Consider the following 19762-nt stretch of genomic DNA (forward strand, 5'->3'; position numbering starts at 1 on the left):
GCGGAGTTCGACCGGCTCGGAAAGCCGTGAGCGGCGCCGGTAGTCTACCGGCACCGCCCACTCATCGCGTTGTTCAGGTCGCCTTACGGGCAGGGATGGCGCTGGCCATCATAGCCAAGATACGTGCCGGAGGCCGGGTCGTAAGACTTGTAGCGCTGTGCGCAATACGCGGAGGAGTCGCCGCCGGTGTCCGGTACGACCGCAACTGACGGCTCATCGTAATAGGAGTCGTCGCCGTAGTAGTAGGGATCATCGTAATAGCCGCCGCCGTAATAGGCGTAGGAGCCGAGGCCGCCGATCGCGGCGCCGGCCGCGACGCCGGGCCAGAAGCCGCCGCCACGGTGATGCCAGCGGTGACCGCCCCAATTGCCGCACCGCCGACATGCGCTCCTCCGCCGCCAGCGGCGGGACGGCTCTGCGCGAAGCCCGGCTCGCCAACGGAAGCATCAACGCCACTGCCGCAGCGGCACTCAAAACCTTCAGACTGTTCATGATCAAACTCCTTTCCCGGAAAAGCCAACCCGATGAAACAGCGCTGGTTCCAGGGATCACGCTGGTTTGCGTGTGTGCCGCGAGCCTCTCACCTCGCCGCTGTACCCGGCATGAACGGATCACGACCGATTTGCGGCGGCGCCGGCGGTCCGCAGCACCCGCATTTGGGAAGGGGACGGCCCCCGCGGGCCGAACTGGACATTTCGGCGTCCGGATGGCATCAGGGCCCCACGAAGCAGGGCCCTTGCCGTATGAAACAATTCCTTCTGAAGTTCTTCACCTGGTGGAATGGCCAGACCTTTGGCACCCAGCTCTGGACCAGCCGGTACGGCGAACTGGTCGGTGAGGACGAGCAGGGCAACCGCTACTATCGCACCCGCGGCGGGGCGATCGATCCGACGCTGGGCTTCGAGCGGCGCTGGGTGATCTATAACGGCTATGCCGAGGCGAGCCGCATCCCGCCGTCCTGGCACGGCTGGATCCATCACGTCGTCGACACCCCGCCGACCGCGACCAACTACCAGCCGCGCGAGTGGGAAAAGCCGCACCAGCCGAATCTCACCGGCACGGCCAAGGCCTACCGGCCCTCGGGCTCGACGTTGGCCAGCGGCCGCCGGCCGAAGGCGACCGGCGACTACCAGCCCTGGACGCCCGGCTAACCGTCGGCCCAAGCGCGAATCCTCATCATCGAGGGTGGATGCATGAGCATCCGCCTCACGCCGCTGTGGACAACGGGAACAGCGGGGATGGCGCTAGCGCCGGCGTTGCACCGGCGCGAGCGATGCGGCTCAATGATCCCATCTTACGGAGATGGGAAACCATCGCGTTCGGTTCGGGCAACAGTTCGCGACTGTCCCGAGATGCAGCGGCCGCCGAGTAAGGACTCGATCGGGAGATAGGCCCCCGGTCTGGAAGTTCCGAAATCGCCCGATGTGAATGTGCGCCGCCGTAAGACAGGAAAGGCCGCCTGGGAAACCGGGCGGCCTTTTTCTTTGATCCGCTGCTTTGGGTTTGTCCCACACCTCAAAGATGCAGATGGAGCGGGGGTGAGTTGCCAACCGGCATCATCTCATAGGGCGGCTTCCAGCCCGGCAATTCGGCGATGCGCCGGCGCCAGGCGTTGATGGCCGGAAAGGCCGCCGCAAGATCGAAACCTGTCTCCTCGGTTGGATAGTACAAATAGCCGAGCAGCGAGAAATCGACGATTGTCGGCCGGCCGCCCAGCATGAAGTCGCGGTCGGCGAGGTGTCGCTCGACGATCGAGAAGGCGCTCTCGGTCCGCGCCCGCAAGTACGCCAGCACGGCGGGATGCGCGGGCTCGGGCATGAAGCAACGCTGAAACCGGTGTTGGGCAAAGCTCGAGGTGAATTTGTGGTTGTCGAACAGCAGCCAGCGCATCGCCTCGAATGCTTCCACGCGTGTCGGAGCGAACACGCCATGAGTCTCGACGAGCCACAGTAGGATCGCGCCCGACTGGCTCAGAAGCCGACCATCAGCCTCGAGGACGGGGACCTCGCCCATGACGTTGGTCGCGGCCCGCCAGTCAGGCTTGCGGGTTTCACCGCCGGCAAAGTCGACGCCGACCGGTTCCCAGTCGAGCCCGGCGCAGTTGAGAAAGAGGGCGACCTTGAACGAATTGCCCGAAGCTCCGACGCAGTGCAGTCGGTATCGCGCCACGGTCAGGTCCTCCTGTGCGCACCGACCGGAAACTGCCAACGGGGCGGCCGGAGCCGGAGTGTCACGACAGGCTCCTGACAGCGTCGTGTCAGCAGCGTCGCTCCGGGCGATGCTTCGCATCGCCGGAACGTGCCGTACCATGTCCGCGACGGAAGGGCTACATCACCCTTTCGGCTGCGCGCTTGGCGGCTTCGAGCCGCCGCGCCTGCGATGGTGCGACCCGCTCCTTCATCAGCGCGAGCACCTCGGCCGGCGCAGTATCCGGCGAGCCGGCGTTGAAGGGCGGCGCGGGATTGTATTCGAGGCGGAGCTGCACGGCTTCCGCGGTGGTGCGATCGACCAGCAGCGACACCAGCTTCAAGGCGAAATCGATTCCTGCTGTGACGCCGCCGCCGGTCACACGATTGCGATCGATGCAGACGCGTGCCTTGGTGGGCGTCGCACCGAACAGCGCCAGCATCTCCATCGCGCTCCAATGGGTGGCGGCATTGTAGCCCTTCAACAGCCCGGCCGCGCCCAGCACCAGCGATCCCGTGCAGACCGACGTGACGAATTTGGCGCCGGATGCCTGCTTGCGCACGAAGTCGAGAGTCTCCTCATCATTGAGGAGCGCGTCGGTGCCGAAGCCGCCGGGAATGCAGATCACGTCCAGTTGCGGGCAGTCGGCGAACGTGATGGTCGGCGTCAGCATCAGCACGGAATCGCTCGGCACCGGGGCCAGCGTCTTCCAGATCAGGTGCACGGTCGCGCCGGGAACGGACGAAAACACCTGCAGCGGACCGGTGAAGTCGAGCTGGGTGACGCGCGGAAACACCAACAGACCGATCTGGAGCGGTGACGACATGGGCAGGTCCTCCAAAGATGAGCTTGACGGCGGCAGCCTCTCATGATGCCCTTCTGTCCAAAATGGCGTATTTCCCTCGCTTTCGGACATGACCATGATCGGCATCCTGATCTTCCCCGACTTCCAACTGCTCGATGCGGCCGGCCCGATCTCGGTGTTCGAGATCGCGGCACGTGCCAACGGCAAGCCGCTCGCGCTTCGGGTGCTGGCGCTGAATGCCGGGCCGGTGCGCAGCTCGTCGGGCGTCGAGATGATGGCGCGCGATTTCAAATCGACGAATGCGATCACGACGCTGGTCGTGGCGGGCGGCGCCGGCGTGTCGGCGCCGGCGCGCTGTCCCGTTACGCTCGCCTTCATCCAGCGGCTGGCCAAGCGCGGCGTGCGGATCGCCAGCGTCTGCTCCGGCGCCTATGTGCTTGCGGAGGCCGGCCTGCTCGATGGCCGCCGCGCCACCACGCATTGGGGCCGCACCCGCGATTTCGTTGCGCGGTATCCGAAGATCAAGTTCGAGCCCGACCAGATCTTCACCCGCGACGGCAATGTCTGGACCTCGGCGGGCATCAGCGCCGGCATTGACCTCGCGCTCGCGATGGTCACCGAGGACCATGGCGAGGAGATCGCGCAACAGGCCGCCCGCCAGCTCGTGCTCTACCATCGCCGCAGCGGCGGCCAGTCGCAGTTCTCATCGCTGCTGGAATTGAAGACGCCGAACGGCCGCTTCGGCGCGCTATTGTCCTGGGCGCGTGAAAACCTCGACGCGCCGCTGACGGTGGAAGACCTCGCCGATCGCGCCGGCATGAGCGCGCGGCATTTCGCCCGCGCCTTTGCCGCCGAGACGGCACGACGCCGTCGAAAGCGATCGAGCGGCTGCGGCTCGAGGACCGAGAAGGCCGCAGTCGCCCCGCTTGTCTCCCAGCCGCCGCAGGCGCTGCGCCGTGCGGCGCGGGCGGGGTAGCGAACTTCGTCTGGTACTCGAGCGTGGAGGCGACGATGAGCGGGATGGAGTACAGCAACGAAAATGCGAAACGGCTGCAGAGAATCTATCTCAAGCGTGATGTGATCGCCCAGCGCGCGGAGACGATGCGGCAGCTCGCTCTGACTGCCGGCGAGCGCGTTCTAGATATCGGATGCGGTCCCGGCTATCTCTGCGAAAGCATGGCGAAGATCGTCGGGCCCGATGGTGCCGTCGTCGGCATCGATGTGTCCATCGACCTGATCGCGGCCTGCAACCGGCAGAAGGCGTCCGCCTGGATCTCATATGCCATCGGCAACGCGACGGCATTGGATCAAGCCGATGCCTCGTTCGATGTCGTGGTGTGCACGCAGGTTGCCGAGTACGTGCCCGATGTCGACCGCGTCCTCGCCGAGACGTTTCGCGTCCTCAGGCCGGGTGGCCGCACGATTTTTGTCGCGACCGATTGGGACGCAGTGGTGTGGCATTCCGAAGACCCGGAACGGATGACCGCGGTCATGACCTCATGGGAAGCGCACTGCGCCCACCCGCGCCTGCCGAGATCGATGGCCCGCAGACTGGTGGAGGCGGGATTTCACCTCGACGGCGCATCGATCTTTCCCATCCTGAATTTGCAGTACGATGACGACAGCTACAGCAAGGGACTGGCCCAAGGCATCCGGGATTTCGTCGCCCGCAGGAACGACGTTCCGGCCGATGATCTCACCGCATGGCACAGCGAGTTCGAGCGTCTCGGCGCGGCGGGGCAGTACTTCTTCAGCACCAACCGTTATCTCTTCAGGGCCTCGAAGCCGACTGCGCCTTAGGTCGTCCTGCCTGCAGCCGCCGTGCCGGCGTCGTCCGCGCGGGCCGTCAGGCGCCGCGCGATCGGCGTCAGCATGTAGGGCGACAGGTGGATCGGAAACTGCGTCATCGCGAAATAGAGCCAGGTCGTGGCCGGCAGCGCGCCTGAGGTCGCAGCCAGCATCACGCCCAGATTGCGCTGCGCCACCATCAGCCCGAGCGCCAGCGCGCGCTCATAGCCGATGCGGCGGAAGATCAGCGTCGTCATGGCGAGCAGCGTGAAATAGATCGCAAAGGACAAGAGCGCGATGCCGATCGTGAAGACCGGATCGGTCAGCACGTCGTGGGCCACGTCGCCCATGATCGCGGAGGCGAACGCCAGCAGGATGATGATGTTGATGCCGTCGATCGGCCGCTTGTGGCGCTGGATCGCCTCCGCGCCGGCGAGGCGCCGGATGATGGTGGCGCCGAGCAGCGAGCCCGACAGCAGGCCGAGCAGCTTGAGGCCCAGCGCCAGCGGCGTGACGCTGAGCTTGGCGCCGAGGAACAGGCCAGCGAATAGCGTGGCGGTGAAAGGCACCAGCGCCGTCGAGGTCACCAGCGTGATCAGCACCAGGGTCGCATCGAGCCCCATCATGGCGGCGAGCGCCGGCGATGCCATCATTGGCGAGGCCATGCCTTGCAGCATCAAGCCGAGGAACAGGCCGGGCGCGTGGTTGTCGAAGCCGGTCGCCCAGGCGATCAGCCCGACGAGCAGGGGCACGCCGAGCGTGGTCCATGCGGTGGCGGTGGCGACCAGAGCAGGCCGGCGGAGATGGCCGTAGAGCGCGGCGAGATCGACGCGCATGAACGAGATGCAGAGCAGGCCGACGATCGCCCAGGTGAGATAGGGACGCAGCAGCGCGCCGATCGGCGGCACCGCGACCGCGATGAACACCACAGCCGCCACGGCGCGCGTGCCCTGGTCGCCGATCCAGGTGAGGGCGCGCAGGGGAACGGCGAAGAGAGATTTGAGGAGGGAGGACATCGGCGTCGTTGGTGCGTCGTGCTACGGAAGCTACAACCCCTTCAGCCACGCGCCGATCTCGCTCACGGCGACATCGGCCTGCGGCAGCAGTTTTCCCATCGTGAAGAAGCCGTGGAACTGGCCGGAATAGTGCTTGTAAGCGACGGGCACGCCCGCTTGCTTCAGCCGCTCGGCATATTCGTCGCCTTCGTCGCGCAGGGGATCGGCGCCGGCGGTCAGCACATATGTGGACGGCAAGCCGGCAAGGTTTTGTGCGCGCGCCGGGGAAGCGCGCCAGTCGTGGATGTCGGCTGTGCCGTTCAGATAATGATCGCGGAACCAGCGGATCACCGAATGGGTCAGCAGCACGCTGGTCTCGGGCTCGTTGTGCGAGCCGTGAGACATGGCGAAATCGGTCGCGGGGTAGATCAGCACCTGGCCCGCGATCGCCGGGCCGCCAGCGTCGCGCGCGGCAAGTGCGACGACGGCGGCGAGGTTGCCACCGGCGCTGGTCGCCGCCGATCGCGGAGGCGCGCGGCGTCGATGCCGAGCTCGCGCGCATTCGCGGCGATCCACCAGGTCGCGGCGATGGCGTCATCGACGGCGGCGGGAAACTTGTGCTCGGGCGCGAGGCGGTAGTCGACCGAGATGACGATAAGGGCGCCGGCCTCAGCAAGCTGGCGGCAGACGACGTCGTGGGACTCGAGATCGCCGATCACCCAGCCGCCGCCGTGGAAGAACACCAGCGCCGGCGACACTCCCTCAGTCCGGCGCGGCTCCTTTGGCAAGTAGAGGCGGGCCGGGATGGCGCCGTGCGGCGCCGGGATCGCGAGTTGCGTGACGCGCGCAAGCTCGGGCGGCTCGGGATTGGTGGCAAAGCGGGCTTGCGAATAATAGGCGCGGGCCTCCGGCGCGGTCAGGGTCTCGTAGGCGGGGCGCCCGGCCTCCCGAAAAGCCCGGTAGACGGCGGCGGCATCGGGATCGAGTACGACGGGCATGGGAGCGGCCTCAGGGGATTCTGGTTGGACGTCGGTATCGGGGGATTGCCCGCATTGGCCCCGGGGAGAGGCGCACCGAACTATCCCATCCGGTGGCGGGTCTGGCCAGCGGGCGGCGGGCAGGGCAGGGATGCCGCCCTTTCCCCGCCGTATTCGGCGTGTTAACCCGATAGCCTGCGAGCGGCGGTATCCCCTGTAGAATGTCCAACAAGCCCGATTCGCTGTTGAAGCCGCGCAAGATGTTCAAAACCTTTACCCTGACAGGCCTTGCGGCGCTGCTGGCTGCCACCGCGCTGACGGTTGCGACGCCTGCCCAGGCGCAGATCGGCACGATCTTCTCCGATCCGCCGCCGCGGCCGCCGGGGGCGATTCCGCGCGGCCCGCCCGGTCAGCGCCAGCCGCAGCAGAAGGGCGCGCCTGGTGGCGCCGTGCCGCAGACGCCGGCGAGCCTCCAGCCGGGCGACGAGGTCGTGACCGAGCCGCCGGCCCAGAAGATCGTGAACAAGAAGGCCACCTTCTCCGGCCTCGACAAGATCACCGGACGCATCATTAATTTCGACGAGGATATCGGCGAGACCGTCCAGTTCGGCGCGCTCAGGGTCAAGACCGACGCCTGCTACACGCGGCCGGCGACGGAAGCCGCCAACACCGACGCCTTCGTCGAGGTCGACGAGATCACCTTGCAGGGCGAGGTGAAGCGCATCTTCTCGGGCTGGATGTACGCGGCAAGCCCCGGCCTGCACGGCGTCGAGCATCCGATCTACGACATCTGGCTGACCGACTGCAAAGAGCCGCAGCAGACCATCGCAACGGCGGCGCCCGATCCCGCGAGCAAGCCGGCCCCGCCACCGCCGCCGCCCGCGCAGAAGAAAGCCGCACCCAAGCAGGTGCAGCAGCGTCCGCCGCAGCCTCTGCCGCCGATGCAGCAGCAGCAACCGGCACCGCCTCCGCCGCCGGAGCAGCGGCCAGGCCTGTTCGGTATCCCGGGGTTTGGCCGCTAGGCCAGCTATCGGTTATTGCCGCGAGGCGATGATCTCGAGCGCGCGTGCGCCGGGGATTGCGTCACCCGGCGACAGCCGCAGGAAATCGCCGGGCTCGCCGGCGAGCGCCTTGTCGAGCAGCGCGGTGTAGCGCCGCCGCGAGATCTCCACCGCGCCAAAGCTCTTCAGATGATCGGTGACATATTGCGTGTCGAGCAGCTCGAAGCCGCCATGGATCAGCCGCGCCACCAGATGCACCAGCGCCACCTTGGAGGCATCGCGCGCGGTGTGGAACATGCTCTCGCCGAAGAAGGCGCGCCCGAGGCTGACGCCGTAAAGACCGCCGACGAGCTCGTCGCCCTGCCAGGCCTCGACGCTGTGGCAATGGCCGAGCTCGTAGAGGCCGCCATAGAGGTCGCGGATGCGCTTGTTGATCCACGTGTCCTCGCGGCCGGTCTGCGGCGCGGCGCAGCCGGCGATTGTCGCCTTGAACGCGGTGTTGACGGTAACGCGCAACCCATCCGAGCGCACGGTGCGCGCAAGGCGCGAGGCCACGCGAAAACCGTCGAGCGGGATCACGCCGCGCAATTCCGGCTCGACCCAGAACAGGGTCGGATCGTCGGCGCTTTCCGCCATCGGAAAGATGCCGCAGGCATAGGCGCGCAGCAGCACGGCCGGCGTGATTTCAGACGAGGCGGAGTCGCGCGAAGTCATGAGGCAACAATAGCAGGATCGCAATTCGGTTGCGATGGGTGGCGCGCAGGTCAGCTCGCGGCGGCGCTGCTGGTCTTGCCGGGCACGTCAGGCACGCGGCGGAACCGCAACACGATACGGGTTCCGGAATGCGCGGGATCGCGCTCGACGGTCGCATCCAGCTTGGAGGCCATCGCCGCGACGATGCGCTGGCCCATGCCGGTCGAACGCGGATCGGCCTTGACGTTGTCGCCGACGCCGTCGTCGCTGATCGCGAGCAGCAGATCGTCTCCTTTCGAGCTCAGCTCGACATGGATCGGGCCGGCGCCATCTGGATAGGCGTATTTCACCGCGTTCATCACCAGCTCGTTGACGATGATGCCGACGGCGACGGCACGGTCCGGGTCGATCTCGATCGGCTCGGCCTTCAGCGTCAGGCGCGACATCCGGTTACCTTCGGCCGAGCGGCGGAGATCCTCGAGCAGCGAGTCCAGGTACTGGTTCAGCACCACGCTCTTGAGGTCCTGCGAGGTGTAGAGGCGGCGGTGCACCTGCGCGACCGCAGCGACGCGGCCCATCGCATTGGTCAGCGCCGCCTTGACCTCTTCCTGCGCGGCCGAGCTCGCCTGCAGGTGCAGCAGCGAGGCGATGATCTGGAGCGAGTTGCCGACGCGGTGGTTGACCTCGCGCAGCAGCAGCTCGCGCTCGGCGGCGAGCGCGGCATAGCGGTCGCGCGAGGCGTGGATCTCGGCCTCGGCTTCCTCGCGCGCCCGCTGCATCTCGGCCTGGCGCAGCGCGCCCTCGGCCGCGACGTGGAGCAGGGGGATGAAGTCGCCCTTGACGTCCTTGACGAGGTAGTCGGCCGCGCCCGCCTTCAGAGCTGTCACCGCGATGGTGGAATCCTGCGAGGCTGTGACGAACACCACCGGCGGCGCGCCCGCTATCGCCATGATCTGCTCGAGCGTCTCGAGGCCATCGAGGCCGGGCATGTACTGGTCGAGCGCCACGACGTCGATGCCGCCCTCGGTCTCCGCGCGGCGGATGCGCTCGAGGCCTTCCTCGCCGCTTGCGGCAAGAACGACCTTGAAGCCGCGCCGCGTCAGGCCGCGATCGACCAGACGCGCCAGCGCGTCGTCGTCGTCAATATAGAGCAGTGTTGGCGTGCGCTGTTGGTTCATGTGGCGGCAGGCGGGACCTGAATGACCGAGAAGAACAGGCCGAGCTGCCGGATGGCATTGGCGAAATTCTCGTAATTGACGGGCTTGGTGATGTAGACGTTGCAGCCGAGCTCGTAGCAGCGCTTGATCTCCTGGGAATCGTCGGTGGTGGTCAGCACCACAACGGGCGAGGCCTTCAGATATTTGTTCTCCTTGATCTGCTTCAGGATGTCGATCCCGGTCATGTCGGGCAGGTTGAGATCGAGCAGGATCAGGAGCGCGTTGCCCTTCTGCACGAGACCGGATCCGTCCGCGCCGAACAGGTGCTTCATCGCGTCGGTGCCGTTCGGGAACGAGACGATCTCGTTGTTGACCCCGGAGCGGCGGATGTTGCGCTCGATCAGCCGGGCGTGTCCCTCGTCGTCCTCGATCATGATGATGGTGACAGGCTGGGTCATCGATCTGCGTTCCGGTTGCTGACGTTCCAGGTGATGGGCAGCGTGATCGTGAAGGTGCTGCCCGCGTTTAGTTCCGATGATACCGACATCGTGCCCCCGAGGCGGCGCACAAGTGCACGCACATGTGCAAGACCTATGCCCTGGCCGGGCTTGTCCTGGGTTCCCGCACGGCGGAACAGGTCGAAGATCCGCTGGTGATCCCTAGGGTCAATACCGCGGCCGTTATCGCTGATTTCGAAGATAGCGTAGCCGAGCTTGGTGCGCCCGCGGATTCTGATCTCGCCGGGAACGCCAGTCTTCAAATATTTGATCGCGTTATCGATCAGATTGGAGAAAATCTGCTCCAGCGCAAGGCGGTCGCTGATGAGATTCGGCAAGGGCGCGACATGAATCTCCGCCTGCGCCTCGGCGGCCTGGTGGGCCAGGGTCGAGACGATCGCCTCGATCAGCTCGCGCGTGTCGATCTTCTCCGGCTGGAACTCGCGGCGGCCCTCGCGGGTGAGGTTGAGGATGGCCGAGATCAGCCGGTCCATCTTGGCGATCGACGATTTGATGAACCCGAGCGCCTCGGCAAAATCCGTCGACAATTGCTTGTCGGGGCCTTCGAGCGCGATCTCGCCGGCCGGCAGCGGCGGCCCGTCGGCGGGGACGTGGGCAAGGCCGCTGATGCGGCGGAAAATGTCGCCGCCGAGCTCCTCGAGCTCGCTGGTGAAGCCCATGATGTTGACGAGGGGCGGGCGCAGATCGTGGCTCACGATATAGGCGAAGCGCTGGATCTCGTCATTGGCTTCGCGCAGGTCCGCCGTGCGCTCGTCGACCACGGCCTCCAGATTGACGTTGGCATCGCGCAGGCGCGCTTCCGCCTCGTCACGGGCGCGGGCCGAGCGCTGCACCAGCCAGATCGAGATCAGGGCCAGCAGCACGACGAGGCCGGAGCCGATGCCGGTCATCGACGCCGCCAGCGTCTGGCTCCGGTCGGAGTTGGCGCTGCGGATCTGGAACAGCCGTTCCTCCTCGCGGATCATCGCGTTGGCGAGGTTGGTGATCGTGGTCGTGGTATTGCCGGCAGCGGCCTCGCGGACGAGCGCGGTGGCATCGTCGGGGCGGCCCTGCTTCACGAAATTCATCTCGCGTGAGAACTGGTCGAGCCGGGTCTCGATCGCCGCGCGCAGCTTCTCGAGGCTCTCGCGTTGCGCCGGATTGTCGCCGATCTGGCGCGTGAGCTTGTCGAGCGCGGGAATGATCGCTGCGACGGCTTTCTGGTGATCCGACTGGAAATCCGGTCCCTGCGTCAGGAGAAAGCCGCGGGCGCCGCTTTCGGCGCGCCGGATCTCGAGCAGCAGGGTGTTGATCTGGTTCTCCGCCTCGATGGTGTGAAGCACCCATTTGGCGTCGTCGCGCGCCTTGTTGACGAGGTAGACCGAGCCGGCACTGATCACGGTCAGCACCAGAAGGCCCGCCGCGAACAGCAGGATCTGCCAGAATGCCCGCCGTCGTTGGCCCTCGGCCGTCACGACGGTTTCACTCGCTCAGGTTCAACGGAATTCAAAACGCCCCCTCGGGAACTTGCCCCACCGTCGAGAACTCGATTGGGGCCAATGGGTTCCGTGGGGAGAGAGGATTATTTCGTGCCCGGTTCCGCCTTGCCGGCGAGATATTGTTCCAGCCAGTGGATGTGGTAGTCGCCGTTGATGATGTCGTCCTGGCGCACCAGGTCGCGGAACAGCGGCAGGGTGGTCTCGATGCCGTCCACGACCATCTCGTCCAGCGCGCGGCGCAAGCGCATCAGGCATTCGGTGCGGGTCTTGCCGTGGACGATCAGCTTGCCGACGAGCGAGTCGTAATAGGGCGGGATCTGGTAGCCCTGGTAGACCGCGGAATCGATCCGCACGCCGAGCCCGCCGGGCGGGTGGTACTGCGTGATGCGGCCCGGCGAGGGCCGGAAGGTCTGCGGATTCTCAGCGTTGATGCGGCACTCGATGGCGTGGCCGATGATCTGCACCTCTTCCTGCTTCGCGGGCAGGTCGCCGCCGGCGGCGATGCGGATCTGCTCCAGCACGAGGTCGATGTCGGTGATGCTCTCGGTGACGGGATGCTCGACCTGGATGCGCGTGTTCATCTCGATGAAGTAGAACTCGCCGTCCTCGAACAGGAACTCGATGGTGCCGACGCCGAGATATTTCATCTCGCGCATCGCCTTGGCGCAGGTCTCGCCGATCCTGGCGCGCGCGGCGGCGGCCAGCACCGGCGAGGGGCCTTCTTCCCAGACCTTCTGGTGGCGGCGCTGCAGCGAGCAGTCGCGCTCGCCGAGATGGATCGCGCCGCCGCGGCCGTCGCCGAGGATCTGGATCTCGATATGGCGCGGCCTCTGGAGGTATTTTTCGAGGTAGACGGAGGCATCGCCGAAGGCGGATTTGGCCTCATTGGCTGCCGTCGACAGTGCGACCTGGAGATCGGCCTCGCTGTGCGCGACCTTCATGCCGCGTCCGCCGCCGCCGGCGGCGGCCTTCACCAGCACCGGGAAGCCGATCTTCTTCGCGATCGCCATCGCGTCGTCATCAGGGCCGACCGCGCCGTCGGAGCCGGGCACCACGGGGATGCCGAGCCGCTTGGCGGTCTTCTTGGCCTCGATCTTGTCGCCCATCAGGCGGATGTGCTCGGCCTTGGGGCCGATGAACTGCAGATTGTGCTCGGCGAGGATTTCCGCGAAGCGCGCGTTCTCCGACAGGAAGCCGTAGCCGGGATGCACGGCATCGGCGCCGGTGATCTCGCAGGCCGCGAGCAGCGCGGGCACGTTGAGATAGCTGTCCTTGGACGGCGGCGGTCCGATGCAGACGCTCTCGTCCGACAGGCGCACATGCATTGCATCGGCGTCGGCGGTGGAGTGCACGGCGACGGTCGCGATCCCGAGCTCCTTGCAGGCGCGCAGGATGCGAAGGGCGATCTCGCCGCGATTGGCTATGAGGATCTTGTCGAACATGTTGTCCTGCAGCGAATGGCGACTGGCGAATGGCGAGTAGGGAAGGCTGACGCCATTCGCTATTCGCTATTCCCCATTCGCGTCACTCAATAATGACCAGCGGCTCGCCGTACTCGACCGGCTGGCCGTCCTCGACCAGGATCTGCGTCACCGTGCCGGCGCGCGGCGAGGGAATCTGGTTCATGGTCTTCATGGCTTCGATGATCAGCAGGGTCTGGCCGACCGAGACTTTGTTGCCGACTTCGATGAACGGCTTTGCGCCGGGCTCCGGCGCCCAATAGGCGGTGCCGACCATCGGCGAGGTCACCGCGCCGGGATGCTTCGACAGGTCGGCGGCGGCCGCAGCGCAAACGGACCAGACCGCAACGGACGGCGCGACCACCAACCGCAGCGTGATTACGCGTCCGGTTCGGGTTGATCAACGTCGCGGGTGGGCAACGTCACCTATCTCCCGGGCATGGTCTCGACCAGATGGTCGCGGCGACGCTGATGTTGCGGGCGACGCGCAGGCGCAGGCCCGCGCGTTCGATCTCGATCTCGGTGAGGCTGGTCTCATCGAGCAGAAGAGCGAGCTCGCGGACGAGCGCGGAATCCTCGCTGGAAAACTTTGCGGCTGCTTTGTCGTCTGGCTGGCGCGCCATGTTGTTTGATCCGAATGTTCTGTGTGAGGAGGGTGCGTCAGGCTTTGGGCTTGATGTCGAGCTTGGCGGCAAGGCCCTGGATGGCGAGGCGGTAGCCCTCGATGCCGAAACCGCACAGCGAGGCGAAGGCCGCGCGCGCGGTGTAGGAGTGGTGACGGAAGCTCTCGCGGGCGTGGATGTTGGTCACGTGAACCTCGACCGTCGGGATCTGCACCGCGAGCAGCGCGTCGTGCAGCGCGATCGAGGTGTGCGAATAGCCGCCGGCATTGATGATGATGCCCTTCATCTTGCGCGCATGCGCCTCGTGGATGAAGTCGATCAGCTCGCCTTCGCGGTTGGACTGGCGGCAGTCGGCCGTGAGGCCGAAATGTGCTGCCGTCTCCCGGCACAGCGCCTCGACGTCTGCCAGCGTCGCATGGCCATACTTCTCGGGCTCGCGCGTCCCCAGCATGTTGAGGTTCGGCCCGTTCAGGACGAGGATCGTGTCGGTTGCAGGTTGAGCCATTCCAATCCCGGAAAAGAGGTGCTTCGGCGTGGCGGGGGTTATAGGTAACAAAGCGCGTGAGGGGAAGCCTTGAAGGACCTCCAAGGCGGGTTCAGGCACCTCATCCGTTGCGCAAAAACCTGTGCGGAAACTACGGAAATTGCTTGTTAACCAGTCCGAAGCATGGCTGCCGCCCGGGACAGGCGGGACAAGCCGGCCAACAGGCCAAAAGCCCCCGCCGATCTCTCGGCAGGGGCTCGTCTGGTCTTCACCGAAGCGGCTTAGCCTTCGATGATGTACACGATCTCGCGCGTCTGCGGACGGACGATCACATACTGGCCGCGGACGTAGATCACCTCATAGCCACGCCACTGCGGGTAGATCTCGACAATCCGGGGCGGCAGCGGGTGGAAGTGGACGGACGCCGGGACCGCGGTGCCGACCGAGACGTTGAAGTTGACGTTGGTGGTCTCCTCGATCTTGGTCGACTTGATCGCCGTTGAGATTTCAGTCCGCTTCTCGGCGGGCGGCGCCGCGGCAGTCGCGGAGGCGTTGCCCGTCGTGGTCTGAGACTTGCTGTCGGTCGCGCCCGGACGGTTTTCGGCATTGTTGCTCTTGGCGGCGCCGCCGGCCTTGTTGTCCTCGGCCTTCATGTCCTTGGCGCCGGACTTAGTGGAGTCAGACTTGGTCGAGTCCGAGCTCATGCTCTTCGACTTGTCCTGTGCACCCTGGGCGTGCTCGCCCTTCGCGCCGGCCTTCTCGTCAGCCGCGTTCTTGTTCATCGTGCCGGACTTTTCCATCCCACCGGACTTCTCCGCGGCGCCGGATTTCTCCATCGAGCCGCCGGCCTGGCCGACGGTGCCCTTCTCGGCGCCCGAGGACTCCTTGCCCATCGAGCCGCGCTCTGCGGCGCCGCCGGAAGGCTGCGAATGCTGCATCTGCTGCTGCGAACCAGCGCCGCCAGTGTCGCGGCCCTTGTCCTGTGCGTTCGCCAGACCGGTGCCCGCCACCAGCGCGAGTGCGGCAACCGAGATCATAAAGCGGTTCAACATCGAATTCTCCTCACGTGTCCATTTGCGTCATTGCCCGCGCCGACAACGAAAGGAGATTTGAGTTGTTCCGGAACATCGCCGGTTCCGGGGTATTTGTTTCCTAAACGCGAGATGAATGCGCGCGCCGGATTCGCGCCAGCTTTGGCCGACGAAAAAGGCCGGCTTTTCAGCCGGCCTCGATGCATGCTTGAGTTGTGAGCTGCGCGATCGCTCTGTCAGCAAGTCGCCTTGCCGCAGCGGGCGACGCCGATCTTCTCCTTGAGGCCTTCGAGGCCGACGGCGCCGATCACGATCTGCTTGCCGATCACGTAGCTCGGCGTGCCGTTCATGCCCATCGCCTCCGCAAGCTTGAAGTTCTCCTCGATGGTGGCGCGCACCTCGGGGCTGGCGATGTCCTTCTCGATCTTCGCGGTGTCGAGGCCGGCTTCCTTGGCCGCTTGCAGGGCGCGCGCCTTGTCGGCGGCGCCGCGGCCGCCGAGCAGCTTCTGGTGGAAGTCGAGATATTTCTTGCCGGTGGGATCCTGCATGCGCACGGCGACCGCGACCTGCGCCGCTTCGACCGAGCCCTGGCTCAGCACCGGAAACTCCTTCAGCACGACCTTCAGCTTCGGATCGCTCTTCATGAGGTCGAGCATGTCGCCCATGGCGCGCTTGCAGTAGCCGCAATTGTAGTCGAAGAACTCGACGAAGGTGACGTCGCCGTCCTTGTTGCCGAGCACGACCTGGCGCGGCGAGTTGAAGATCGCATCCGAGTTCTGCGCGATGCTGGCCTCGTGCTTCTTGGTTTCGGCATCGGCCTGGCGCTTGCTGAGCTCGGTCATCGCCTCCTCGAGCACCTCGGGATGGGTGACGAGGTAGTTCTTGATGATTGCCTCGATGTCGGTGCGCTGGGCATCGGAAAAGCTGTCGGCCGACGCGGGCGCGGCCGCGCCGAACATGGCGAGCGCAAACAGCGCGGGGGCAAGCAGGCGCAGCGAAGGCATAGGCAAATCCTCTTATCCAAAGCAGGTTTCGGAAAACGTCCCGGCGGACTGGTTCTGGTGTCGTGACGTCGTGGGTATCAGGCGTCGTCTTACTTAGTTTGAGTTTGACTTAGTTGCGCGGCGGCTTTGACGCCACGATGTCGTCGGCCTTGACCCATCCGGGCGTGCCGACGGCGAAACGGGTTTTCGCGCGCGTGGCAAGCTCGCGGGCGGTCTTGTTGTCGCCGCGCAGGTAAGCGGCCTGCGCCGAGGCGAGATCGGCCTCGGCATAGTCGCCCTTCCGGCCATAGGCCATCGCGAGCTGGGTGTAGCCGAGCGGCGCCTCGGGCTCCCGTGCCACCGCGGCACGGAGAATCCGAACAGCATCGTCCGTGTAGGCCTTATTATCGGTTCCAACCAGAGCCTGCCCAAGTAACATCTCGATGAGGGGGGCGTTGTTGGAGAGTGCGACAGCCTTGCGCAGGGGCGCGATGGCGTCGGCCGGCTTGCCGCTCTCCAGCAGGGCCTGGCCGCGCACCTCGTAGAAGTACGGGTTGTTGGGCTGGACCTGGATCAGGGCGTCGATCTGGGCCAGCGCGCTGCGCAGGTCGCCGTGCAGATAGGTGCTGATGGCGCGGGCATAGCGCGCCGGCAGGCTGTCATTGGTCTGCGGATAGCGGCGATACACCGTCTCCGGCCGCTCCATGAAGGCGGAGATCTTGGCGCGCACCATGTCGTGGCGGAGCTGGAGCGCCGGATCGTCCTTCTTGTCCCAATAGGGGCTGGAGCTGGCGAACTCCTGGAGCGCAGCGACGCGCTCGGTCGGCATCGGGTGCGACTGGAGGTAGGGATCGGCGCCGCGCGCGGCGAACAGGCTCTCGCTGGTGAAGCGCTTGAAGGTCTCGTACATACCCTTCGGCGACTGCTGCGTCGCGGTCAGGAACTTCACGCCGGCACGGTCGGCGTTCTCCTCCTGCTGGCGCTGGTAGGACAGCAGCGTCCGGCGGATCATCTCCTGGGGGCCGGCGATCGCGGCCGCGCCGGCATTGGCAAGCCCGTTATTGCCGGCGCTGCTGCTGCCGCGAGTGCTGCCCGCGGCGATTGCACCGGCGCCGAGCAGCATCGCGATGATCATCTGGGTCTGGGCGGTGGCGAGCTGCTCACGCAGCTTGGACAGATGGCCGCCGGCCAGATGCCCGGTCTCGTGCGCGAGCACGCCGATGATCTGGTTCGGCGTCTCGGACTGGAGGATCGCGCCGTAATTGACAAAGATGCGGCGGCCATCCGCGACGAACGCGTTGAACGAGGCGTCGTTGAGGATCACCATCTGGATGTTCTGCTTCTCCAGGCCGGCGACGCGCAGGATCGGGCGGGTGTATTCGCGCAGCAGCTGCTCGGTCTCGGTGTCGCGCAGGACCGGCGGCCCCTTGGCCTGCGCATGCGCGGCCGGGACCGGCAACAGCGCGATCGCTGCGGCCGTGACGAGGGCGGTGAGGGCGGAGGCCTTCCTGCGCAATGCGATCTGGAGCAACATCAGGCGGTCTGGGTCAAACGGTCTGGCAAAGCAGTTTGGTGATTGGTTTTTGGCGATTGGCGGCGGACCGGATACGCGATATGCCCTTGTGAGCCGTACCCCTTATGAGCCGTACAATGCGGCCAGTCTGGGGCGCAAGCGCCCCGTTTCCCGGACCGGACGGACCGGCCCGCCAGCGAATAGCAGAAATCGATGCACGACGCGACATTGAGGAACCGGTTGGGGCAGTGGCTCGAGCCCTCCCGCCGCAGCGATGTTCCCCCCTTCATGGTGATGGACGTGATGGCCGCGGCGGCCCGAATCGAGGCCGCCGGCGGTCATGTCATCCACATGGAGGTCGGCCAGCCCGCGGCCGGCGCGCCGAAGACGGCGATCGCGGCCGCCCATGGCGGCGCTCGAGGCGGGACGGATCGACTATACCTCGGCGCTCGGTATCCCCTCGTTGCGCGAGCGCATCGCGCGGCATTACCGCGACGCCCATGGCTGTGACGTCAGCCCTGACAGGATCGTGGTGACGACGGGCTCGTCCGGCGGCTTCATCCTGGCGTTCCTGTCAATGTTCGAGCCGGGCGACCGCGTCGCGGTGACAGTGCCGGGCTATCCGCCATACCGCCACATCCTCACCGCGCTCGGCTGCGAGCCGGTGCTGATCGAGACCACGGACGAGACCCGCCATCGCTGACCGGCGAAGCGCTGCTCGCCGCCCATCGCAAGGCGCCGCTGAAGGGTGTGCTGGTCGGCAGTCCCGCCAATCCGACGGGCACGATGATGTCCCGCGAGGCGCTCGCAGGGCTGATCGCGGCGGCGGAAGACGCCGGCATCCGTTTCATCTCCGACGAGATCTATCACGGGCTCGACTACGCGTTTCCGGCGGTGACGGCGGCGGCGCTGTCGGAGCACGCACTCGTGATCAACTCGTTCTCGAAGTATTTTTGCATGACCGGATGGCGCGTCGGCTGGATGGTCGTGCCCGAGATCCTGGTGCGTCCGATCGAGCGGCTGCAGCAGAACCTGTCGATCTCGGTGCCGGCGCTGTCGCAGATCGCGGCCGAAGCCGCCTTCGACGGCGCGGCCGAGATGGAGGAGATCAAGCACGGTTATCAGGAAAACCGGCGCATCCTGATCGAGGGATTGCCCAAGGCGGGCCTGCGCAAGTTCCTGCCGGCCGATGGTGCATTTTATCTCTATGCCGACGTCTCGGATTTCACCTCCGACAGTTTCGAGTTTGCGAAGCAAATGCTCGAGCAGGCGAACGTCGCAGCGACGCCAGGGCTCGATTTCGATCCCGTTCACGGCCGCTCGTTCATTCGCTTTTCCTATGCGCGCTCGCCGGACGAGATGCGCGAGGCAGTTGACCGGATCGCTCACTGGCTTAAATAGCCGCCAGTTTTCGCCAGCCTTCCGGAGTTCAACTTGTCTGACCGTTCCGTCCCGTCCACCGCCACGCATTCTCCTCTTGCCGCCTTGATGTGGCCGACCCGGCCGGGCGAAAGCGTCGGCGCACTGCGCGCCGTCGTGCTGATCGCGCTCGGCACCGCCTTGATGGCGCTGTCAGCCAAGGTGAACCTGCCGCTGCCCTACGTGCCCATGACCCTGCAGACGCTGGTGGTGCTGATGATCGGCGCCACCTATGGCTGGCGCCTTGGCAGCGCAACCATGATTGCCTACCTCGCTGAAGGCGCGATGGGACTGCCGGTGTTCGCCGGCCCGGTCGGTGGGATCGCACCACTGGTCGGCCCGACCGCCGGCTATCTGTTCGGCTTCGTCGGCGCCGCCTTCGTCACCGGCTGGCTCGCCGAGCGCGGCTGGGATCGCAGCGTCGTGCTGCTGTTTGCGGCAATGGCGGTCGGTCATATCGTCATACTGGCGGCCGGGTTCGGTTGGCTCGCCTTTGGCCTCGGGCTCGGCGCCGCGAAGGCCTGGCAGGTCGGCCTTGCGCCGTTCATCGCGGCCTCGCTGGTCAAGAACGCGCTTGGCGCGACGCTGATGCCGGCGGCACGCCGGCTCGTCGATCGCCGCGGGTAAAGCGCACCATTCCGAGCAGTTCC

Annotated in this window: 17 protein-coding genes and 4 pseudogenes; 6 read left to right on the forward strand and 15 right to left on the reverse strand. The window is 66.1% G+C overall.

Features of this window, described 5'->3' with window-relative positions; all coding sequences use genetic code 11:
* Positions 1-83 precede the first annotated feature (83 nt).
* Positions 84-299, reverse strand: a complete 216-nt coding sequence (locus tag FOM02_RS47150; protein ID WP_416207784.1) for a BA14K family protein — start codon at positions 297-299, stop codon at positions 84-86.
* A gap of 444 nt (positions 300-743) precedes the next feature.
* On the opposite strand from FOM02_RS47150, the gene FOM02_RS17530 reads away from it, so the two are divergent.
* Positions 744-1151, forward strand: coding sequence for an NADH:ubiquinone oxidoreductase subunit NDUFA12 (locus tag FOM02_RS17530; RefSeq protein ID WP_027557785.1), 408 nt, complete (start codon positions 744-746; stop codon positions 1149-1151).
* 364 nt (positions 1152-1515) lie between these two features.
* On the opposite strand, the gene FOM02_RS17535 is transcribed toward FOM02_RS17530, so the two are convergent.
* Positions 1516-2169: a glutathione S-transferase family protein gene (locus tag FOM02_RS17535; protein ID WP_027557786.1), complete on the reverse strand. Its 654-nt coding sequence runs from the start codon at positions 2167-2169 to the stop codon at positions 1516-1518.
* Positions 2170-2326: 157 nt separating this feature from the next.
* Positions 2327-3013, reverse strand: a complete 687-nt coding sequence (locus FOM02_RS17540) for a DJ-1/PfpI family protein (RefSeq protein ID WP_027557787.1) — start codon at positions 3011-3013, stop codon at positions 2327-2329.
* 94 nt (positions 3014-3107) lie between these two features.
* On the opposite strand from FOM02_RS17540, the pseudogene FOM02_RS17545 reads away from it, so the two are divergent.
* Positions 3108-3968, forward strand: a pseudogene (locus tag FOM02_RS17545) (GlxA family transcriptional regulator).
* Between the two features lie 23 nt (positions 3969-3991).
* Entirely contained in the window at positions 3992-4792 is an 801-nt protein-coding gene (locus FOM02_RS17550) for a methyltransferase domain-containing protein (RefSeq protein WP_027557789.1), read from the forward strand.
* Here the strand turns inward: FOM02_RS17550 and FOM02_RS17555 are convergent.
* Both FOM02_RS17555 and FOM02_RS17560 read right to left on the reverse strand, forming a co-directional pair.
* Complete coding sequence (locus FOM02_RS17555) at positions 4789-5796, reverse strand: hypothetical protein (RefSeq protein WP_027557790.1); 1008 nt, start codon at positions 5794-5796, stop codon at positions 4789-4791. The genes FOM02_RS17550 and FOM02_RS17555 overlap by 4 nt on opposite strands.
* Positions 5797-5826: 30 nt before the next feature.
* A pseudogene (locus FOM02_RS17560) lies at positions 5827-6773 on the reverse strand (alpha/beta hydrolase).
* A gap of 200 nt (positions 6774-6973) precedes the next feature.
* Between FOM02_RS17560 and FOM02_RS17565 the strand changes: the two are divergent.
* Complete coding sequence (locus tag FOM02_RS17565) at positions 6974-7774, forward strand: DUF2155 domain-containing protein (RefSeq protein WP_265441925.1); 801 nt, start codon at positions 6974-6976, stop codon at positions 7772-7774.
* A 12-nt stretch (positions 7775-7786) separates the two neighbouring features.
* Here FOM02_RS17565 and aat read toward each other — a convergent pair whose 3' ends face one another.
* From aat to FOM02_RS17615, 10 genes and pseudogenes are all read right to left on the reverse strand, one after another.
* Complete coding sequence (gene aat, locus FOM02_RS17570) at positions 7787-8467, reverse strand: leucyl/phenylalanyl-tRNA--protein transferase (RefSeq protein WP_027557793.1); 681 nt, start codon at positions 8465-8467, stop codon at positions 7787-7789.
* A 50-nt stretch (positions 8468-8517) separates the two neighbouring features.
* The gene (locus FOM02_RS17575) at positions 8518-9624 is read right to left on the reverse strand and encodes a sensor histidine kinase (RefSeq protein WP_027557794.1); all 1107 of its coding nucleotides are present in this window, start codon (positions 9622-9624) and stop codon (positions 8518-8520) included.
* The gene (locus FOM02_RS17580; protein ID WP_027557795.1) at positions 9621-10061 is read right to left on the reverse strand and encodes a response regulator; all 441 of its coding nucleotides are present in this window, start codon (positions 10059-10061) and stop codon (positions 9621-9623) included. The genes FOM02_RS17575 and FOM02_RS17580 overlap by 4 nt, the downstream gene beginning before the upstream one ends.
* Positions 10058-11575, reverse strand: a complete 1518-nt coding sequence (locus tag FOM02_RS17585) for a sensor histidine kinase (RefSeq protein WP_265441926.1) — start codon at positions 11573-11575, stop codon at positions 10058-10060. The genes FOM02_RS17580 and FOM02_RS17585 overlap by 4 nt, the downstream gene beginning before the upstream one ends.
* 107 nt (positions 11576-11682) lie before the next feature.
* Positions 11683-13041, reverse strand: a complete 1359-nt coding sequence (accC, locus tag FOM02_RS17590) for an acetyl-CoA carboxylase biotin carboxylase subunit (RefSeq protein WP_027557797.1) — start codon at positions 13039-13041, stop codon at positions 11683-11685.
* Between the two features lie 82 nt (positions 13042-13123).
* A pseudogene (accB, locus tag FOM02_RS17595) lies at positions 13124-13682 on the reverse strand (acetyl-CoA carboxylase biotin carboxyl carrier protein).
* 37 nt (positions 13683-13719) lie between these two features.
* Positions 13720-14187: a type II 3-dehydroquinate dehydratase gene (gene aroQ, locus FOM02_RS17600; RefSeq protein WP_027557799.1), complete on the reverse strand. Its 468-nt coding sequence runs from the start codon at positions 14185-14187 to the stop codon at positions 13720-13722.
* A gap of 260 nt (positions 14188-14447) precedes the next feature.
* Entirely contained in the window at positions 14448-15218 is a 771-nt protein-coding gene (locus FOM02_RS17605; RefSeq protein WP_027557800.1) for a DUF1236 domain-containing protein, read from the reverse strand.
* Positions 15219-15433: 215 nt separating this feature from the next.
* Entirely contained in the window at positions 15434-16201 is a 768-nt protein-coding gene (locus FOM02_RS17610; protein WP_027557801.1) for a DsbA family protein, read from the reverse strand.
* Between the two features lie 109 nt (positions 16202-16310).
* A complete protein-coding gene (locus FOM02_RS17615) occupies positions 16311-17714 on the reverse strand; it encodes a M48 family metalloprotease (RefSeq protein WP_027557802.1) in 1404 nt (467 codons plus the stop codon).
* Between the two features lie 192 nt (positions 17715-17906).
* On the opposite strand from FOM02_RS17615, the pseudogene FOM02_RS17620 reads away from it, so the two are divergent.
* Together FOM02_RS17620 and FOM02_RS17625 are read left to right on the forward strand one after the other, a co-directional pair.
* Positions 17907-19094: pseudogene (locus FOM02_RS17620) on the forward strand (pyridoxal phosphate-dependent aminotransferase).
* A gap of 87 nt (positions 19095-19181) precedes the next feature.
* Entirely contained in the window at positions 19182-19739 is a 558-nt protein-coding gene (locus FOM02_RS17625; protein WP_027557804.1) for a biotin transporter BioY, read from the forward strand.
* Positions 19740-19762 lie beyond the last annotated feature (23 nt).

Origin of the sequence: Bradyrhizobium sp. SEMIA, from assembly GCF_014844175.1 — a bacterium.
Taxonomy (GTDB): domain Bacteria; phylum Pseudomonadota; class Alphaproteobacteria; order Rhizobiales; family Xanthobacteraceae; genus Bradyrhizobium; species Bradyrhizobium arachidis.

Excerpts from the sequence above, each read along its gene's own strand:
- FOM02_RS17530 (WP_027557785.1), top strand. The coding sequence starts at position 744 with ATGAAACAATTCCTTCTGAAGTTCTTCACCTGGTGGAATGGCCAGACC.
- FOM02_RS17540 (WP_027557787.1), bottom strand. The coding sequence starts at position 3,013 with ATGTCGTCACCGCTCCAGATCGGTCTGTTGGTGTTTCCGCGCGTCACC.
- FOM02_RS17555 (WP_027557790.1), bottom strand. The coding sequence starts at position 5,796 with ATGTCCTCCCTCCTCAAATCTCTCTTCGCCGTTCCCCTGCGCGCCCTC.
- FOM02_RS17565 (WP_265441925.1), top strand. The coding sequence starts at position 6,974 with ATGTCCAACAAGCCCGATTCGCTGTTGAAGCCGCGCAAGATGTTCAAA.
- aat (WP_027557793.1), bottom strand. The coding sequence starts at position 8,467 with ATGACTTCGCGCGACTCCGCCTCGTCTGAAATCACGCCGGCCGTGCTG.
- FOM02_RS17575 (WP_027557794.1), bottom strand. The coding sequence starts at position 9,624 with ATGAACCAACAGCGCACGCCAACACTGCTCTATATTGACGACGACGAC.
- FOM02_RS17580 (WP_027557795.1), bottom strand. The coding sequence starts at position 10,061 with ATGACCCAGCCTGTCACCATCATCATGATCGAGGACGACGAGGGACAC.
- accC (WP_027557797.1), bottom strand. The coding sequence starts at position 13,041 with ATGTTCGACAAGATCCTCATAGCCAATCGCGGCGAGATCGCCCTTCGC.
- aroQ (WP_027557799.1), bottom strand. The coding sequence starts at position 14,187 with ATGGCTCAACCTGCAACCGACACGATCCTCGTCCTGAACGGGCCGAAC.
- FOM02_RS17605 (WP_027557800.1), bottom strand. The coding sequence starts at position 15,218 with ATGTTGAACCGCTTTATGATCTCGGTTGCCGCACTCGCGCTGGTGGCG.
- FOM02_RS17610 (WP_027557801.1), bottom strand. The coding sequence starts at position 16,201 with ATGCCTTCGCTGCGCCTGCTTGCCCCCGCGCTGTTTGCGCTCGCCATG.
- FOM02_RS17615 (WP_027557802.1), bottom strand. The coding sequence starts at position 17,714 with ATGTTGCTCCAGATCGCATTGCGCAGGAAGGCCTCCGCCCTCACCGCC.
- FOM02_RS17625 (WP_027557804.1), top strand. The coding sequence starts at position 19,182 with ATGTGGCCGACCCGGCCGGGCGAAAGCGTCGGCGCACTGCGCGCCGTC.